The 18,371-nt window shown below is 33.4% G+C and carries 18 protein-coding genes; 9 read left to right on the top strand and 9 right to left on the bottom strand.

Translation table 11 applies throughout. The features are described from left to right. Positions 1 to 36 precede the first annotated feature (36 nt). Positions 37 to 1,089 (top strand): glycosyltransferase, encoded by a 1,053-nt coding sequence (locus GQ40_RS14775; protein WP_047550081.1) that lies wholly within the window; start codon positions 37 to 39, stop codon positions 1,087 to 1,089. Here GQ40_RS14775 and GQ40_RS14770 read toward each other — a convergent pair. Together GQ40_RS14770 and GQ40_RS14765 are read right to left on the bottom strand one after the other, a co-directional pair. Next, positions 1,063 to 2,106: a sensor histidine kinase gene (locus GQ40_RS14770; protein ID WP_047550078.1), complete on the bottom strand. Its 1,044-nt coding sequence runs from the start codon at positions 2,104 to 2,106 to the stop codon at positions 1,063 to 1,065. The genes GQ40_RS14775 and GQ40_RS14770 overlap by 27 nt on opposite strands. Then, on the bottom strand, positions 2,106 to 2,789 hold the full coding sequence (locus tag GQ40_RS14765; RefSeq protein ID WP_047550075.1) for a response regulator transcription factor: 684 nt from the start codon (positions 2,787 to 2,789) through the stop codon (positions 2,106 to 2,108). Before GQ40_RS14765 ends, GQ40_RS14770 begins: the two co-directional genes overlap by 1 nt. Positions 2,790 to 3,035: 246 nt before the next feature. On the opposite strand from GQ40_RS14765, the gene GQ40_RS17280 reads away from it, so the two are divergent. From GQ40_RS17280 to GQ40_RS14750, 3 genes are all read left to right on the top strand, one after another. Continuing rightward, the gene (locus GQ40_RS17280; RefSeq protein ID WP_052184283.1) at positions 3,036 to 4,697 is read left to right on the top strand and encodes a T9SS type A sorting domain-containing protein; all 1,662 of its coding nucleotides are present in this window, start codon (positions 3,036 to 3,038) and stop codon (positions 4,695 to 4,697) included. Between the two features lie 67 nt (positions 4,698 to 4,764). Next, entirely contained in the window at positions 4,765 to 5,745 is a 981-nt protein-coding gene (locus tag GQ40_RS14755; RefSeq protein ID WP_047550072.1) for an acyltransferase, read from the top strand. A 30-nt stretch (positions 5,746 to 5,775) separates the two neighbouring features. Next, complete coding sequence (locus tag GQ40_RS14750) at positions 5,776 to 6,225, top strand: YHS domain-containing (seleno)protein (RefSeq protein WP_047550069.1); 450 nt, start codon at positions 5,776 to 5,778, stop codon at positions 6,223 to 6,225. 224 nt (positions 6,226 to 6,449) lie between these two features. Here GQ40_RS14750 and tyrS read toward each other — a convergent pair whose 3' ends face one another. Continuing rightward, a complete protein-coding gene (gene tyrS, locus GQ40_RS14745) occupies positions 6,450 to 7,754 on the bottom strand; it encodes a tyrosine--tRNA ligase (protein ID WP_047550066.1) in 1,305 nt (434 codons plus the stop codon). 32 nt (positions 7,755 to 7,786) lie between these two features. Between tyrS and GQ40_RS14740 the strand changes: the two genes are divergently transcribed. After that, positions 7,787 to 8,857 carry an NAD-dependent epimerase/dehydratase family protein gene (locus tag GQ40_RS14740; RefSeq protein WP_316931477.1) on the top strand — a complete coding sequence of 357 codons (1,071 nt, stop codon included), beginning with the start codon at positions 7,787 to 7,789 and terminating at the stop codon, positions 8,855 to 8,857. Here the strand turns inward: GQ40_RS14740 and GQ40_RS14735 are convergent. From GQ40_RS14735 to GQ40_RS14725, 3 genes are read right to left on the bottom strand one after another with little or no spacing between them, the layout of a single operon-like run. Then, the gene (locus tag GQ40_RS14735; RefSeq protein ID WP_052184282.1) at positions 8,836 to 9,312 is read right to left on the bottom strand and encodes a DUF4296 domain-containing protein; all 477 of its coding nucleotides are present in this window, start codon (positions 9,310 to 9,312) and stop codon (positions 8,836 to 8,838) included. The two genes, GQ40_RS14740 and GQ40_RS14735, sit on opposite strands and share 22 nt — an antisense overlap. Then, positions 9,309 to 10,655 carry a dihydroorotase gene (locus tag GQ40_RS14730; RefSeq protein WP_047550063.1) on the bottom strand — a complete coding sequence of 449 codons (1,347 nt, stop codon included), beginning with the start codon at positions 10,653 to 10,655 and terminating at the stop codon, positions 9,309 to 9,311. The genes GQ40_RS14735 and GQ40_RS14730 overlap by 4 nt, the downstream gene beginning before the upstream one ends. Position 10,656: 1 nt before the next feature. Next, positions 10,657 to 11,382, bottom strand: coding sequence for a polyprenol monophosphomannose synthase (locus tag GQ40_RS14725; RefSeq protein ID WP_047550060.1), 726 nt, complete (start codon positions 11,380 to 11,382; stop codon positions 10,657 to 10,659). A gap of 159 nt (positions 11,383 to 11,541) precedes the next feature. Here GQ40_RS14725 and GQ40_RS14720 point away from each other — a divergent pair, with 159 nt between their 5' ends. Next, positions 11,542 to 12,207: a DUF4271 domain-containing protein gene (locus tag GQ40_RS14720; protein WP_047550058.1), complete on the top strand. Its 666-nt coding sequence runs from the start codon at positions 11,542 to 11,544 to the stop codon at positions 12,205 to 12,207. A 14-nt stretch (positions 12,208 to 12,221) separates the two neighbouring features. Continuing rightward, on the top strand, positions 12,222 to 12,974 hold the full coding sequence (locus tag GQ40_RS14715) for a uroporphyrinogen-III synthase (protein WP_047550055.1): 753 nt from the start codon (positions 12,222 to 12,224) through the stop codon (positions 12,972 to 12,974). 72 nt (positions 12,975 to 13,046) lie between these two features. On the opposite strand, the gene pckA is transcribed toward GQ40_RS14715, so the two are convergent. Beyond that, positions 13,047 to 14,663 (bottom strand): phosphoenolpyruvate carboxykinase (ATP), encoded by a 1,617-nt coding sequence (gene pckA, locus GQ40_RS14710; RefSeq protein WP_047550052.1) that lies wholly within the window; start codon positions 14,661 to 14,663, stop codon positions 13,047 to 13,049. A gap of 60 nt (positions 14,664 to 14,723) precedes the next feature. Further along, on the bottom strand, positions 14,724 to 15,119 hold the full coding sequence (locus GQ40_RS14705; RefSeq protein WP_047550049.1) for a DUF423 domain-containing protein: 396 nt from the start codon (positions 15,117 to 15,119) through the stop codon (positions 14,724 to 14,726). Between the two features lie 89 nt (positions 15,120 to 15,208). Between GQ40_RS14705 and GQ40_RS14700 the strand changes: the two genes are divergently transcribed. Together GQ40_RS14700 and GQ40_RS14695 are read left to right on the top strand one after the other, a co-directional pair. After that, a complete protein-coding gene (locus tag GQ40_RS14700) occupies positions 15,209 to 16,573 on the top strand; it encodes a saccharopine dehydrogenase family protein (protein ID WP_047550047.1) in 1,365 nt (454 codons plus the stop codon). A 201-nt stretch (positions 16,574 to 16,774) separates the two neighbouring features. Further along, positions 16,775 to 17,245, top strand: a complete 471-nt coding sequence (locus GQ40_RS14695; protein WP_047550044.1) for an Lrp/AsnC ligand binding domain-containing protein — start codon at positions 16,775 to 16,777, stop codon at positions 17,243 to 17,245. Between the two features lie 66 nt (positions 17,246 to 17,311). On the opposite strand, the gene GQ40_RS14690 is transcribed toward GQ40_RS14695, so the two are convergent. Continuing rightward, the gene (locus GQ40_RS14690) at positions 17,312 to 18,283 is read right to left on the bottom strand and encodes a T9SS type A sorting domain-containing protein (protein ID WP_047550042.1); all 972 of its coding nucleotides are present in this window, start codon (positions 18,281 to 18,283) and stop codon (positions 17,312 to 17,314) included. Between the last annotated feature and the right edge of the window lie 88 nt (positions 18,284 to 18,371).

Raw genomic sequence — 18,371 nt, 5'->3', positions numbered from 1 at the left:
TGGTAAAATTTTGAAATACTCTACTAGATCAACCACATGAAACGAATACTCATTGCTCCCTTAAATTGGGGATTAGGTCATGCCACAAGATGTATACCCATAATAAATGCCTTGATTGCTCATAATTTTGAACCAGTTATTGCCAGTGATGGTGCTGCTTTGTGTCTTTTACGAAAAGAGTTTCCGCATTTACAAAGCATTGAATTACCTTCTTACAATATTACCTATCCCATAAAAGGAAAGCATTTTAAATTAAAGATGTTGCAAAGCTCACCTAAACTAGCAAAAACAATAAAGGCTGAACATAAAGCAACTACCATAATTATTGAATCTTATAAAATTGATGGTATTATTTCTGACAATAGATTGGGTGTTCATTGCAAACATTTACCAAGCGTTTTTATAACACACCAACTCAAGGTTTTGAGCGGAAATACCACTTGGCTGAGCACTAAATTACACGAAAAAATCATTAGACAATTTCAGGAATGCTGGGTGCCAGATAATCTGGGAGAACCTAATCTTAGCGGAAAACTTGGTCACACAACACTTTACGATATCCCAGTTAAATATTTAGGCCCTTTAAGTAGGCTTACCAAAAAAGAGGTTTCCTTTAAATATGACGTAATGGTCTTACTTTCTGGACCAGAACCTCAACGTGGTTTTTTGGAGAAAAAGCTTTTCACGGATTTTTTAAATTATAATGGCAAAGTTATTTTTATTAAAGGCGTAATTGAAAGTGAACAGCATATTTCCGAAGAAAAAAATATTAAGATCTATAATTTTATGACGAGTTCTCAATTGGAAAAAGCAATTAACGAAAGTGCATTTGTTGTTTCCAGATCGGGTTATACAACGCTTATGGATTTAGCAAAATTGAATAAAAACGCCTATTTTATACCTACACCTGGACAATTTGAGCAAGAGTATCTCGCTGAGCGTTTGACAAAATTAGGTTTTGTTGGGAGTTGTAAACAAGATGAATTTACGATTGATAAATTGGAAGAAGTTTCAAATTACAAAGGGTTGAGCGCAATGGATTATGAGTTGAATTTTAAACGATTATTTAGACTTTTCGAGGGTAAATGAGAATTCACTGCCTACTCCAATTTCACTTTCTACATAGATTTTCTCGTCGTGAGCTTCTATAATATGTTTTACGATGGATAGCCCAAGACCGGAACCTCCAACTTTACGAGACCCACTTTTATCTACACGAAAGAAACGTTCAAACAAACGTGGAAGATTTGTTTTTGATATGCCTTCTCCATTATCTGTTACTCTTACGATGACTTTGTTCTTAATTAGGTTTTCAATACTAATCTCTGTCGTACCTTTATCTTCACCATATTTTATAGAGTTAACAATGAGGTTAGATAGGACTTGCTGGATGCGTTCTCTATCTCCCATTACCATAATAGGCTGGGTATAATCGATATCAAAAATAAGTGAGATTTTCTTCTTTGCTGCTTTCATCTCTAAGAGCTCAAAAACACTTTCTACTAACTCAACGATGTCAAATTCTTTGATATTTAGTTGAAGATCACCAACTTCTAATTTTGTTATCATATCTAAATCCTTAACGATGTAGATGAGACGCTCCAATCCTTTACTGGCTCTGTTTAAATATTTCTCATTTACTTTTTTGTCGTGCATAGCGCCATCCAATAAGGTTTCAAGATAGCCTTGGACTGTAAATAAGGGTGTTTTTAATTCGTGGGATATGTTACCAAGAAATTCTTTTCGATATTCTTCTCTAACGATAAGTGTTTCTATTTCTAACTTTTTATCTTTTGCATATTTATCAATTTCTTGGGTGAGTGTTGCCATATCTGTTGTGATAGGCTGACTTCGAAGCGAAGCAGATTCCAACAACGTTAGATCGTCGTATATCTTCTTAACTCTTCTATAAATAAAACGCTCGACCCTATATTGTATAACCACGAAAGAGATGATGTAAGTAAAAATCGCAAAAGATGCAAGAAATAAAATATCAATAGAATGTAATAAATACAAAAAAACACTCGATAAGAGCGTTAAAAAAATAGTGATGTACATTGAGGTCTTAAAAGCAAACCTATATGTTTTTTTTAATTTATTTTGCATTAATCTACAAACTTATAACCAACGCCTTTTATTGTTTTAAATTTTTTGTCTCCAATTTTTTCACGAAGTTTTCTAATATGAACATCAATAGTTCGTCCTCCAACAACCACTTCATTGCCCCATACTCTATCTAAGATTTCTTCGCGTTTAAAGACTTTGTTTGGTTTTGTTGCTAACAAAGATAACAATTCAAATTCTTTTCTTGGCAATAGAAGCTCCTGTCCCTTAATAGATATTTTATACTCCTCTCTGTTAATTGTTAAGTTTCCTATTTTTAAAACTTCTTCAGGTTGATCATCATCTTTTAAACGTCTTAAGAGCGCCTTAACTTTACTTACAAGCACCTTAGGTTTTATGGGTTTTGTAATATAATCATCTGCTCCAGCATCAAAACCAGCCATTTGAGAATAATCTTCACCTCTAGCAGTTAAAAAAGTTATGATTGTATTGCTAAGATCTGGCATTTTTCTAATTTGCTCGCAAGCTTCAATCCCGTCCATTTCTGGCATCATCACATCGAGGATAATAAGTTGAGGCTTTTCTTTTTTTGCTTTCTTGACACCTTCGGCACCATTTTCGGCAGTGATGACCTGGTAGCCTTCCGCAGATAAATTATAACCAACTATTTCTAAAATGTCTGGTTCATCATCTACCAATAAAATTTTAATATTTTTCTTTTTCATTTATTTAATTTGAAAAACTGAGTATTGCTAATGTAAAGATAGGATTAATAACAAAAAAAATGAAAGAAGCTAAAATTGATAACACAATGTTAACTTACTATTATGGTAATATTTACAATATAAGACATTTACATCTCAATGTTATCCAATTGTTAAATAGCTGTATAGCTCAAAAATTATTCGTTTAAACCCTAAATTCTCATTATATTTGAACCTTAATTTTTAGAAATTTAAAACGAAATAATTATGAAAAAACTTTACTTTTTATGTTTAACTGCTTTAATAGGATTATCGTCTTTTGGGCAAACAAACATTTTTATCAATGAAATTCATTATGATAACACTGGTGCTGATGTAGACGAAGCAATAGAAATTGCTGGTCCAGCAGGAACTGACCTAACAGGTTGGTCTATTGAAAAATACAATGGAAGCAACAATGAATCTTACGGTAACGAAAGCCTAAGTGGTACTATTTCAGATCAAGAGAATGGATATGGTACACTTAACTTTATTTTCGCAGCTAATTCACTTCAAAATGGCTCGCCAGACGCTATTGCTTTGGTTGATAACATGGGTAATGTGGTGCAATTTTTAAGTTATGAAGGATCTTTAACTGCTGCTGATGGACCTGCAGCTGGTATGACATCTACAGATATTGGTGTAGAAGAAGGTGGTACGACTCAAGTAGGAGAATCTCTTCAGTTAATGGGCTCTGGTGATTCTTATGAAGAATTTACTTGGGAAACTCTTGCAATTGCAAACACTTATGGCTTAGTTAATACAAACCAAACTTTTACATCTACAAACACTCCTAGTATTACAATTACATCTCCTTCAAATGGTTTTGAATTTGTTCCTGGAACAACTTCTGTAGATGTTGAATTTTCAGGTACTAATTTACAGGGTGGAGAAACATTTGCTATTACCGTTAATAGCACTACAACTACAGGTGTAACCAGTCCATTTACTGTTGCCACTGTTGATGGTCAAACATACAATGTTCTTGTAGAATTGGTAGATGGTACAATACTTGATTCAGATATGATTACGTTTAGCGTATTATCCTCAAATACTGTAGCAACTGTTGCAGAGCTAAGAGCTGGAACACTTGGTGAAGTTTATGAATTAACAGGTGAAGCAATCATCACTTACATAGTAACAGATAATGGTAGAAACCAAAAGTACATCCAAGATGCTACTGCAGGAATATTAATTGACGATAATGCTGGTACACTTACACCTTCTTTCAATATTGGTGATGGTATCACAGGTTTACAAGGTCAATTAGGAGAATTTAATGGTGTATTGCAATTTGTGCCTGTTGCAGATGTTGCTGGAGCATCATCTACTGGTACTACAATCACTCCAGAGGCTGTAACAGTTTCTCAATTTTTAGCAGCTGGTGAATCTTATGAAAGTGAATTAATCCAAATAACAGGAGTTACTTTTGCTGATACAGGCGTATTTACAGATAATACTAGTTACGATATTTCTGCTGGTGCAGATACAACTGTTGCTAGAGTTACCTTTGGAGATGAGAATTTAGTTGGAGCAAACATTCCAACTGGCACATCATCTGTTATTGGTTTAGGCGCAGAGTTCAATGGTACTTACCAAGTGTTACCTAGATACGTATCAGATGTTGCAGGAGCAACACTTTCTATCAACGAAGTAAGCACTAACTCATTCTCAGTATATCCAAACCCAACATCTACAGGATTTGTAAATGTAGTTGGAACAAATGATGATGCTATTTCTGTTTCGGTTTATGATATCTTAGGAAAACAAGTGATCAACCAAGCTTTAAACAACAACCGTATTAATGTTTCTGGATTAAACGCTGGTGTTTACATTGTAAAGATTTCTCAAAATGATGCTCAGGTTACTAAAAAATTAGTGATCAAGTAATCCTTTTTAAATAAAGTATTAAAAAAGCGTTGTCAGTTATGACAGCGCTTTTTTTATTTTTGCAATTATGATAAACACAGACGCTATATTTTCTATTTCTTCGGAAAGTGAATTTAATACGCTAGCTTTGGAAGTCTTCAAATTTCAGTTTGAAAACAATCCGGTCTACCGTTCGTTTTGTGATTTATTGTACAAACATCCTAGTGATGTAAAACGTGTTGAGGATATTCCGTTTTTACCTATTCAGTTTTTTAAAAGTCATAAAATTCTCAGTTCCAAATCCCAAATTGAAGACACATTTTCAAGTAGTGGTACAACGGGATCAATTACGAGTAAGCACCACGTAACAGATTTAAAAATCTACGAGCAAAGTTTTAGAAAAGGCTTTCATGATTTCTACGGAAATATTAAAGATTATACCATTCTCGCACTTTTACCCAGTTATTTAGAACGTAACGGGTCATCATTAATCTACATGGTTGATGATATGATCAAACAGTCACAAAACCCTGAAAGCGGATTTTACCTCAACAATATCGACGCACTTACAACACATTTGAATGCTTTAGCTTCCGAAGAAAAAAAAGTGTTGCTCATTGGCGTTTCATTTGCACTTTTAGATTTGGTAGAAAACCATCAATTTAATCTCAAGAACACTATAATTATGGAAACTGGTGGCATGAAAGGTCGCAGGAAAGAATTGGTTAGGGAAGAATTGCACGGGATTTTAGAATCGGGTTTTGGAGTCTCTAAAATACATAGTGAATATGGCATGACCGAATTGTTGAGCCAAGCCTATTCACAAGGCGACGGACTTTTTAAATGCCCAAATTGGATGCGCGTTTTAACCCGTGATCCTGAAGATGCACTCACAATCCAATCCACTAAAAAAACTGGCGGAATAAATGTTATTGACCTTGCCAATATCAATTCTTGCTCCTTTATCGCTACCCAAGATCTGGGTCGAGTACACGATAATTCTAGCTTTGAAATTATAGGTAGATTTGATGCAAGTGATATAAGAGGCTGCAATCTCATGGTACTGTAAGCACTACTATATTTTCACGACTACATCAAGATGAAAACTAAAATTCTTGGTGCATTTTTTTTCTTTGTGATGCTCACCACATTCGCCCAAAGTGCTGATTACAATACAAAAAACGATTACATGGCAAAAGGCTATGACGTTGTTGCCTATTTTGACAATCAAGCCATTGAGGGTAAAAAAGAATTTACGACTATGCATTATGGCGTAAACTATAAATTTTCTTCGGAAGAGAACTTGAAGAAATTTAGTAGTAATCCAGAAAAATACGTTCCGCAATACGGTGGTTACTGTGCTTATGCCATTGCAGTTGATAATAAAAAGGTTGATATCAACCCTAAAACCTTCGAGATAAGAGACGGAAAACTCTACTTATTCTACAATGCTTGGTTTAACAATACTTTAACTACATGGCAAGAAAGTGATGTGAAAGGTCTACAACAAAAAGCCGACAAAAACTGGGAAGCTATGAATCTAAAATAGTTTAGAGTTCTATGAAAAAGAGAGATTAGCTTCTAATAAATAGTTGATTGGTTAATGTTAAACGTCCCGTATTACGGGACGTTTTTCTATTTATGGTTAGTTTAATTTTCAGTGTCATTCTGAACTTGTTTCAGAATCACATTATGTATTTTCAATATGTGATGAGACCCTGAAATAAATTCAGGGTGACGATGCGGTTACATAAAACCTTAAACAAATTTTAATTAAGAGACCTTTATAATATAAGTGTTCTTTTTCCCCTTATTTAATATAATGTACTTACCGTTTATCAAATCTTCTTCAGATAATTGATAATCCTCTGTTACTTTTTCTTTGTTTACAGAAACCGCGTTTTCCTTTAATGCTCGACGTGCTTCGCTGTTAGAGGCTAAGAAATTGGTTTGTGCTGCCAAAGCGCCTATCATGTCAAGTTGAGATAATTCCTCTTTAGATATTTCCGCTTGCGGTACACCTTCAAAAACATCTAAAAACGTCTTTTCGTCTAAGGTTTTAATATCTGCCTTGAATGTTTTACTGAATAGTATGTTTGATGCTTTTTCTGCATTTTCAAATTCTTCATCTGAGTGCACTAATCTTGTCACTTCTTCTGCTAAACTCTTTTGCAACTTTTTTAGACCTCTATTTTCATTATGCTCAACTATTAAGCCCTCTATCTTATTTTTATCTAAAAACGTAAAGATCTTAATGTATTTTTCAGCATCTTCATCGCTGGTATTTAACCAAAACTGGTAAAATTTATAAACAGAAGTTTTGTCTGAATCTAACCACACATTACCGCCTTCAGTTTTACCAAATTTAGAGCCATCTGCTTTTGTGATTAATGGACAAGTCATTGCATAAGCTTTGGCTTCTTCTCCAACATTCATACGCCTTACAAGCTCTGTACCTGTGGTGATATTTCCCCATTGGTCACTTCCTCCCATTTGCAATAAGCAATTATGTGATTTGTATAAATGATGGAAATCATAACCTTGAATGAGCTGGTAGGTAAACTCTGTAAAAGACATGCCTACGTTTCCTTCTTCACCACTTAATCGTTTCTTTACAGAATCTTTTGCCATCATGTAATTAACGGTAATACGCTTACCGACATCACGTGCAAATTCTATGAATGAGAAGTCCTTCATCCAATCGTAGTTGTTTACTAAAACTGGAGCATTTTGTTCTTCCGAAGAAAAATTTAAAAATCGAGCTAGTGTGTTTTTTATTCCTGCAACGTTTTTGTTCAAAGTGGCTTCGTCCAATAAATTACGCTCGTCGCTTTTACCAGATGGATCTCCAATCATACCTGTTGCTCCTCCAACTAAAGCAATTGGTCTATGGCCAGATTTCTCTAAATGCATTAATAAAATAATGGGTACCAGACTGCCTATATGCAAAGAATCTGACGTTGGATCAAAACCAATATACGCTGTGGTCATTTCCTTTTGTAATTGCTCTTCTGTTCCTGGCATGATATCATGTACCATTCCTCGCCACGTTAATTCTTCTACTAAGTTATAGTTCATCTTTTAAGTATTATTCTAAGTGCGACAAAGATATGTTTATCAAACAAAAGGAAAAAGCGAATAACAAAAAAGACTATTTTTGTTTTATGATTTTAGTTACAGGTGGCACAGGCTTAGTGGGTTCTCATTTATTGTTCAAACTAGTGAGCAATAATAGTTCTGTAAAAGCTATTTATAGAAGAGAGCACAAATTAGAATCTGTCAAAAAAGTATTTGGATATTATACAAGTGATGTTGAAAGACTTTACAAGAAAATTGAATGGATAGAAGCTACAATAAACGATATTCCTGCTTTAGAAATTGCTTTTAAAAATATTACTCAAGTTTACCATTGTGCTGCATTAATTAGTTTTGAGCCTAATAAATATCATGAACTTAGAAAAGTTAATATTGAAGGCACTGCTAATATTGTCAATCTTTGCATCAAAAATAAAATTAAAAAACTTTGTTATGTAAGTTCGATTGCTGCCATAGGAAATGAACCAAACGAAGACATCTTGATTACCGAAAAAACAGATTGGAATCCAGAACAGGACAATAGCGTTTACGCCATTACTAAATATGGCGCAGAAATGGAAGTCTGGCGAGGCACACAGGAAGGTATTGACGCTGTGATCGTGAATCCTGGAATTGTCTTGGGCCCAGGTTTTTGGAGAGGAGGAGGAAGCGGTAGCTTGTTTAAACAGATTTATAAAGGTTTGAGCTATTACCCAAAAGGAGCGTCCGCTTACGTTGATGTTTGGGATGTTACAGAAGTGATGATCAAGCTAATGGATAGTGCGATAAACAATGAGCGCTATATTTTAATTGCTGAAAATTTAACGTTTAAATTGTTTCAGGAAAAGGTTGCTGAAGTTTTAGGAGTTACATCTGCAAAAAAAGTAGCATCCCCATTTTTTCTTTCTATAATTTGGCGATTAGATTGGTTGAATCATAAACTCTTAGGGAAACGACGGAAATTATCTAAGCAAATGGCAAAATCGATATCAAGTAGAACTGTTTATGATAATTCTAAAATTGAAAATGATCTAAATTTTAAATTTGCACCAATTGACATCTCCATATCCAAGGTCTCAAAATATTATTTAGATGAATCTGGATAATCCTTATAATCTACTTTTTTAATTTTTTCTTTTGGTAAAATTTTCCTGGTATTTAGCGAATCATCCAACATTTTTATGGAATCTTTTATGCGCTTTTTTTCTAGTTCTTCTTTATCAATTTTAGCTTGTATTTCTTCTTTATTTGCATTGAGTCTCTGCTCTAGATTGGCAACTATAACTTCATATTCTTCAAGATTAAAACCATAATACTCATTACTCTTTGCAAATTGCAAACTGTCTATTTTATGTTTTTCAAATACGAAATCTTCAGGAAAAACACCGTTATTTTCTAAAATACCTTTGCTTGTACCTTTTGCAGCATTGAGTATAGAAACGTCATATAAAATATCTACCATTTTATCTTTGGGAATAAGATTATCTGGCTTTTCTGGAGCGCTAGAAAATTGACAACTAACAAGAACCATAAATATTAAAATGACAACGACTTTTTTCATCTGGTAAAAGTTAAACGTTTTCCAGCTTTTATATCAAGAACCTTGAAGTTGTTATATACTAATTTGCCATTAAGAAAAGTATGGGTTATTCTAGATTTAAATGTGGTACCTTCAAAAGGAGACCAACCGCATTTGTATAGAATATTCTCTTTATTGACTGTCCAAGGATTATTGATATCTACAATTACTAAATCTGCAAAATAACCTTGTTTTATATAGCCACGCTTCTCAACCTGAAATAATATCGCAGGATTGTGTGCCATTTTTTGAGCAATTTTTGGAAGTGATATCTTGCCTTTGTGGTACATTTCTATCATTGCTACCAAAGCGTGTTGCACTAATGGACCTCCTGAAGGAGCTTTTGTATACTTATTATTTTTTTCTTCTAAGGTATGAGGAGCATGATCTGTAGCGATCACATCTATTCTATCGTCTAAAAGTGCTTTCCAAAGTTGGTTTCTGTCTTTTGCAGATTTTACCGCTGGATTCCATTTTATGTGTGTTCCTTTTTTGGCATAATCTTCATCGCTGAACCAAAGGTGGTGGATACATACTTCCGCAGTAATTTTTTTATCCTTTAAAGGTATTTTATTACTGAACAAACTGGTCTCTTTACCAGTTGAGAGATGAAATACATGAAGCCTGGCTCCTGTTTTTTTAGCAAGCTCTATCGCTTTGGAAGATGAGATGTAGCATGCTTCTTCGCTTCTAATAACTGGGTGTTTTTCAATAGGGATATCTTCACCAAATTTGTCTATGTGCTCTTTTAAGTTCTTTTTAATTGTTGCTTCATCCTCACAATGTACAGATATTACCATATCTGTGGAACTAAATATTTTTTCGATCACTTTTGGATCGTCTACAAGCATATTACCTGTTGATGAGCCTAAAAATAATTTTAAACCTGCAACTGTTTTAGGGTCAACTTTTAAAATTTCATCTAGATTATCATTGGTACCGCCGAACATAAATGAGTAATTGGCGTATGATGTGTTTGATGCAATCTCAAACTTTTCTTCCAACTTTTCTACGGTAGTTGTTTGCGGGTTTGTATTGGGCATTTCTATGAACGAAGTAATACCACCAGCTATAGCTGCTCTAGATTCTGATTCTATATCGCCTTTATGCGTAAGCCCTGGCTCTCTAAAATGAACTTGGTCATCAATAACACCTGGGAAGACATAATTGCCTTCTGCGTCAATTATCATGACATCTGCAGACTTAGCACTTATAGAATCTGAAACTTCTTTTATATAGTCTCCTTCTATGAGAATATCACCTTCAGTCACAACACCTTCGTTGACTATCTTTGCATTTTTAATAAGTATAATCTTGTTTTGCATTTTAATTTCTAAATATACTTTTTAACTTCATATTTACTACTCCAAATATAGCTTCGGAAATGATACCTCCACTCATTTTGGATTTTCCTTTTTTTCTGTCTGTAAAAACTATTGGCACTTCTACAATCTTAAATTTTTTAAGATATGTATTGAATTTCATTTCAATTTGAAATGCGTAGCCAACAAATTTTATGTTTTCTAAATTTATCGTTTCTAAGACTCTACGATGATAACATACAAAACCCGCAGTAGTATCATCAATATCCATTTGCGTAATAAGTTTTACATATTTTGAGGCAAAATAAGACATTAATAATCTTTTCATATCCCAATTGACCACATTTACCCTGTTATTGATGTAACGCGAACCTATTGACATATCTGCGCCATTTTGTTCACAGGCATTGTAAAGATAAATTAAGTCATTTGGATTATGCGAAAAATCTGCATCCATTTCAAATATGTACTCATAATCTCTTTCTAAACACCACTTGAATGCTTCAATATAAGCTCTACCAAGACCTGTTTTTTTTGCTCTAGATAGTAGATTAAGTTTACTGCCAAACTCGTTTTGTAACGCTTTTACTTTTTGAGAGGTGCCATCTGGAGAATTATCATCAACAATTAATATATCAAACACCTTAACTTGAGAAAACACAGCTCTAATGATGGCTTCGATGTTCTCAATTTCATTATAAGTTGGTATGATCACTATGGCATCTGACATAGAATGCAATAAATAATTAATTTAGTTTGAGACAAAAATAAGTGATTTATCTATGAAATGTAGTTGTTAAAATCATAAACATTGTTAATCTTAAAATTTTGGTTAAAGTTGATTTGTATTAGACATACAATCATCAAAAATTCTTTATAATTTTACAACATGCTTAGAGATGCTATTTCCAATGATTGGTTTACTATTTTTTTAGTGATAGGTTTAACCTTTATAACTGTTGCTAAATTCTTTTATGCGCATAGGTTTAAGGATTTTTTAGTTGTTATCGGTAACTCTAAATATTTAAAAATCTATGCAAGAGAGCAAAAGTTCATTGATGGTTTTGATGCGCTTTTGTTTTTTAACCTTGTATTCTCTATTTCTATCTTTGCTTTTATAAGTTATTCTACAATAGTTAATCCTTCAGAATTTAATATCAATCAATTTTTCAAGTTACTTTTTGGGATTGGAGTTCTCTTTCTAATCAAGGTATTGTTAGAACGTTTAATTGCGAGTCTCTTTGACATTGATGACATTATAGACTCCTATTTATTTCAAAAAACGACATTTAAAAATTATTCTGGACTAATTTTATTTCCTATAAATTGTGTTTTAATTTATACCCTTTCACCAACAAATACCATAATATATACTATAATTTATGTAACAATTGGCCTTATTATTTTAATTAATCTAATTGGATTTGTCTCTTCTTTTAAGAATCATCAAAAATTACTAATAAATAACATATTCTATTTTATTTTGTATCTTTGCGCACTTGAAATTGGACCCTATCTAATTTTATATAAGTTAATTAAAGATTTCAACGCTTAAAACGATTAAGATATATGACGAAAGTGAAAACAATTTTAGTATCTCAACCAGAGCCTAAAATAGAAAATTCGCCTTACTTTGATCTTCAAGAAAAGCAAAAAGTAAAGATAGATTTCAGACCATTTATTCATGTTGAAGGTGTAGAAGCTAAAGAAATTAGACAACAAAAAGTTGATCTTTCTCATTATACAGCTATAATTCTTACAAGTAGGAATTCTGTTGACCACTTTTTCAGAGTTGCAGATGAAATGCGATTTAAAGTGCCAGACACAATGAAATACTTCTGCCAGTCTGAAGCTGTCGCTTACTATCTTCAAAAATATGTAGTATATAGAAAACGTAAGATTTATGTTGGCAAACGCACATTTGCAGATTTATCTCCATTAATTAAAAAATATAAAGATGAATCTTTTTTATTGCCTACAACAGATAAACTAAAACCAGAAGTTCCTGAAATCTTAAATGATTTAGGAGTAAAATGGAAACAGTCTGTATTTTATAAAACCGTTATTAGCGATTTGTCAGACCTGGCAAATGTGTACTATGATATTTTAGTGTTTTTTAGCCCTTCAGGTATTGAATCATTATTTCATAATTTCCCAGAATTCAAGCAGAACGAAACCAGAATTGCTGTTTTTGGAAACACAACAGTCAAGGCTGTTGAATCACACGGATTGAGAGTGGATATTTCTGCACCAACACCTGAAACGCCATCAATGACAATGGCATTAGAAAAATACATTGATAAAGTAAATAAAGGAAAATAATACATTTTCATTAATATAAAAAAAATGCGATTTCAGTAGAAATCGCATTTTTTTTATCATCTATATTTCCAATTAGAAACTATAACGCTGAGGACCTCCTCTTCTAATTTCTTCGGAAGCATGCTCTTCAAACTTTTTGAAATTCTCGCGAAACGCATTCGTTAATTTAAAGGCAGTTTTATAATAATTTTCGTCATCGTTCCAAGTTGATCTCGGACTTAAAACTTCGTTTGGAACACCAGGACAACTTCTAGGTTGTGCAACTCCAAATACAGAATGGATATGGTAATCTTCATAAGTATACTGCCCTAAATGACCGTTTAAAACAGCGTTGATCATTGCTCTAGTATATTTTAATTTCATACGTGTACCAACTCCGTAAGGTCCACCTGTCCAACCTGTGTTCACCAACCATACATTTACACCAGAATCTTTCATTTTCTTACTTAGCATCTCTGCATATTTTGTAGGATGCAATGGCATGAAAGGCGCACCAAAACACGCTGAGAAATTTGGTGTTGGCTCAACAACTCCAGCCTCTGTTCCTGCAACTTTTGCTGTATAACCAGAAATAAAATGGTAAGCAGCTTGACTAGGTGTTAGTTTTGAAATTGGAGGCAATACTCCAAAAGCATCTGCGGTTAAAAAGAAAATATTTTTAGGGTTTTCACCGATAGACGGTTTTCTAATATTATCAATATGATATATAGGATAACTTACCCTTGTATTTTGAGTTATAGAAGTATCTTCAAATTGAACTTCACCTTTATCGTTCATGATTACGTTCTCAAGGATTGCTCCTTTTTTGATGGCATCATAAATTTCTGGCTCTTGCTCTCTTGATAAGTTAATAACCTTTGCATAACAACCGCCTTCAAAATTAAATACGGTGTTTTCTTTAGTCCATCCGTGCTCATCATCACCAATTAAACTACGATCTGCATCTGTAGATAACGTTGTTTTACCCGTACCAGACAAACCAAAAAATATAGCAGTATCTCCATCTTTACCAACATTGGCACTGCAATGCATAGGTAATGTGTTTTTAAAAACAGGAAGAATAAAATTCAAAGCAGAGAAAATACCTTTTTTAATTTCGCCAGTATATCCAGTGCCTCCAATCAAAGCGATTTTACGAGTAAAGTCTAAAATCGCAAAATTGTGTTGTCTTGTTCCATCAACTTCAGGATCTGCCATAAAACCAGGAGCATTAACAACAGTCCATTCAGGAGAAAAATCTTTTAATTCTTCTTCATTAGGTCGTAAAAACATATTGTAAGCAAACATATTGCTCCAAGGATATTCATTTATAACACGAATATTTAATTTGTAATTCTCATCTGCACACGCAAAACTATCTCTTACAAAAACCTCTTTATCAGAAAGGTAATCTGTTACTTTGTTATATAATTTTTGAAATTTATCAGCATCAAAAGCAATGTTGATATTTCCCCACCAAACGCGATCTTTTGTAATGTCATCTTTAACGATAAATCTGTCTTGAGGTGAACGACCTGTGAATTCTCCAGTATTGACTGCTAAAGCACCAGAAGATGCTTCTTTTCCCTGACCTTTTGATATGGTGATATCATGAAGTTCAGTTGGAGATAATTGATATCTCACTTTTGCGTTTTTAATACCGTAATTTTCTAACGAAATCGTTTTCGTATTTTGTGTATGGTTTACCATAATTTGTTTATGTTGTTTAGACTGCAAAATTAAACATTTATTTAAAGTAGTCTGTAATAATTATGATTTATCATTTTTAATTTTCAAAAAGTTTATCAAAAGAACAAGCCAAGCTATTATTAAAAGCAATCCTCCAACGGGCGTTATAAATGCTATGGATTTAAAATCAAAGCCCGTTAGGTCATTTGTAGCCAATGCGAAGATTGAACCTGAGAAAAATATAACGCCTATCAAGACTAGGTAAAAAATAACAGACTTTGTTTTTGTACTTATAGCTGTAAAATTTCCGACGAAAAAAAGAAATAGCGCATGATACATTTGATATCTCACTCCTGTCTCAAATGTTTGAACAGCTTCTTCAGAAATTAAGGATTTCAATCCGTGAGCACCAAAAGCACCAAGAATTATAGCGATTAGACCCAGAAGACATCCTAAAACCAAAACTTTTTTGTTCATATATAAATCTGATTTGAGTTTTTATAACCCGTTGTATTTACTAAATTCGTAATTAATAAGAATAACAAAATTACTCAAGAAAACCCATTATGCGAAAGATATTAGTCATTGGTTCTGGAAAATCCACATCTTATCTCATCAAATATTTACTAGATAAATCTATAGAAGAGGAATTACATATTATTGTTGGAGATATCAATTTACAAAATGTAAGAAAGATTATTGGAGATCATGAGAATGCTCAAGCCATAACATTAGACGTTTTTGATAAATCATCACGAAAAGCAGCTATTGAAAATGCTGATATCGTGGTATCAATGCTACCTGCAAGATTTCATATAGAAGTCGCAAAAGATTGTGTTGCCTATGGTAAAAACATGGTCACAGCATCTTACGTAAGTCCAGAAATGCAGAAATTAAATAAAACCGTAACGGACAAAGGTTTGGTTTTTATGAATGAGATTGGTGTAGATCCTGGTATTGACCACATGAGTGCAATGAAAGTGATTGACAATATTCGTGCAAAAGGAGGTAAAATGGTTTTGTTTGAATCTTTTACAGGAGGTCTTGTTGCTCCAGAAAGCGATAATAATCTATGGAATTATAAATTTACATGGAATCCAAGAAACGTGGTGGTTGCAGGCCAAGGAAGTGCAGCAAAATTTTTACAAGAAGACTCCTATAAATACATACCGTATAACAGATTGTTTAGAAGAACAGAGTTTTTAGAGATTGAAGGTTACGGTCGTTTTGAAGCCTATGCCAATAGAGATTCCCTTAAATATCAATCGGTATATGGTCTAGATCATATCAATACATTATATCGCGGTACCATTAGGAAAGTTGGTTTTAGTCGCGCATGGAATATGTTCGTACAACTTGGTTTAACAGATGATAGTTACACTATAGAAGATAGTGAGAACATGAGCTATCGTGATTTTGTAAATGCCTTTTTACCTTATAGCCCAACAGATTCCGTAGAACTAAAATTTAGGCACGCCCTAAAAATTGATCAAGATGATATTGTTTGGGACAAGCTAGAAGAGTTGGATATTTTTAGTAAGACCAAAATGGTAGAACTTAAAAAAGCAACACCAGCGCAAATTCTCCAGAAGATTCTAATGGATAGCTGGACCTTAGAAGAACACGATAAAGATATGATCGTGATGTACCATAAATTTGGATATGAGCTCAATGGCAAAATGCACCAAATCGATTCTACTATGGTGACCATTGGTGAAGACCAGACGTACACTGCAATGGCAAAAACAGTTGGTTTACCAGTGGCTATTGCAACTCTAGCCATTTTAAATGAAGAGATTACAACTCCCGGAGTTCAAATTCCTATCACCAAAGAAGTTTACCAACCAATCTTAAAAGAACTAGAAGATTTTGGCATTCAATTTTCTGAAAAAGATGTGCCTTACCTAGGCTATAACCCTTTAAATATATAATCTTATTTTGGGCGTTACCCTCTACGAACCTGCCAGCCTTATTTGGCTTACAGGCTCCCAGCGGGTCAGGCTGTACGCTCTATCTTTTTTTGCCATATATGGCTGAAAAAAAGGATGCCACTTCCATCCTTAACGCAAGATAGTGCTTTCACATTAAAATCATTTCCTTACATTTAAGTTTTCAACCGAAACTAAAACCCGATGAAAACACAAAATAACAATATAATTATTGATGGGATTGATAAAAAAATCCTTAGAGCCCTAATGCAAGATGCCAGAACTCCAATTCTGGAAATCGCAAGAGGTGTTGGCATTTCTGGAGCAGCGATTCACCAGCGCCTTCGAAAGTTGGAAAAATCGGGTTTGATTTCAGGTTCAAAATTCGTTATCAATCCCAAAGTTTTAGGTTACACAACAATGGCCTTTATTGGTATTTATTTAGATAAAGCCATCAGTAATCCCGAAGCTGTAAAACAATTGCAAAAAATCCCTGAAGTTCTAGAGTGTCATTATACAACTGGTAACTGGAGTATTTTTATAAAGATATTATGTAAGGATAATGAGCATTTAATGCATGTGCTCAATAAAGATATTCAATCTATAACAGGTGTTTCAAGAACCGAAACATTTATTTCTCTTAATCAACAAATTGACAGACAAATTAAGATTTAATTTTATATTACTTAAATAAAAAGGCACCCAAATTGGTTGCCTTTTTATTAATTATAAAAGTTTATATTATTTGATAATTAGCTTTTTAACTGTAGATGCATTATCTGAAAAAATCTTTATAAAGTACATTCCTGAAGACAATACAGAACTTAAGTTAATCTCACTATCAAGAGATGTTCCTTTTAAATCAATAGAGGAAACTATACGTCCATTTACATCTGTAATGATAGCACTAGTAAGCTCTACTCCAGAGTTTTTAATAGTTATCACACCATTTGAAGGGTTAGGATAGACACTTAATGCATCAACTAAATCAACCTTATTATTAGAAAGGACTGTTCCTTGCGAAAAAGAAATTCCGTCAATCCCTAATTCTTCAGCAGTAGAATTAGACGAAAATTGAACCAGTAATTGCGCTTTACAACTTGAGTATGTAGATAAATCTGCACTAAGCGTGTTCCAAGAACCTTCGATACCTAAATCATTGATGTCACTTCCTACGGAATTCAACAAATCAATGGTTGAGCTAGCGCAATCGGTGAATTTAATAGAGATTTTCACAAAATCTTCTAACTCATAGCCTGTAGTTTCTAAAATATAGTTCATACTAAACTGAGGGTTGGTAGTTCCTGCTAAGTCAACAACGTCAAAACTCATTAATACAGTGCCATCTACATCCTGCATGTAAAATCCTTGTGAACCTTCTGGTGGTGCTAGCCCAATTCCAGAGACAAAAGAAGCAGCTGTTGCTACACCAAAATTGTCTCCATCACTAAAACCTGCTGGTCCATTTGAGGTGGTAGGATCAAGAGTTACAAAATATCCTAATGTAGAAGCAGATCCCGTTTCTTTAACGTAAATGATACCGCACGGTGAATTGTAATTTTGAAGTTCATGTACTGTAGCAGTATCAAAATCAAAATAGCGACAAGCACCACCATCAAATGTGATACCTGGCACATTCTCAAATCCCTGATTGATTTGAGAGAGTATTACTGTAGGAAGTAATAAAATAATAAAAAGTAATTTTGTTTTCATAATAGCATAATGTTTGGATTAATAAATTAAAAGTTTTGAATAACAGATAGTTAAAACTATTACCCCATGTTCATTCTATAAACAATTT

The sequence above is a fragment of the Psychroserpens sp. Hel_I_66 genome, from assembly GCF_000799465.1.
Classification (GTDB): Bacteria; Bacteroidota; Bacteroidia; order Flavobacteriales; family Flavobacteriaceae; genus Psychroserpens.
The sequence above is the reverse complement of the archived record's forward strand: the minus strand, read 5'-3'. Positions and strand labels throughout refer to the sequence as shown.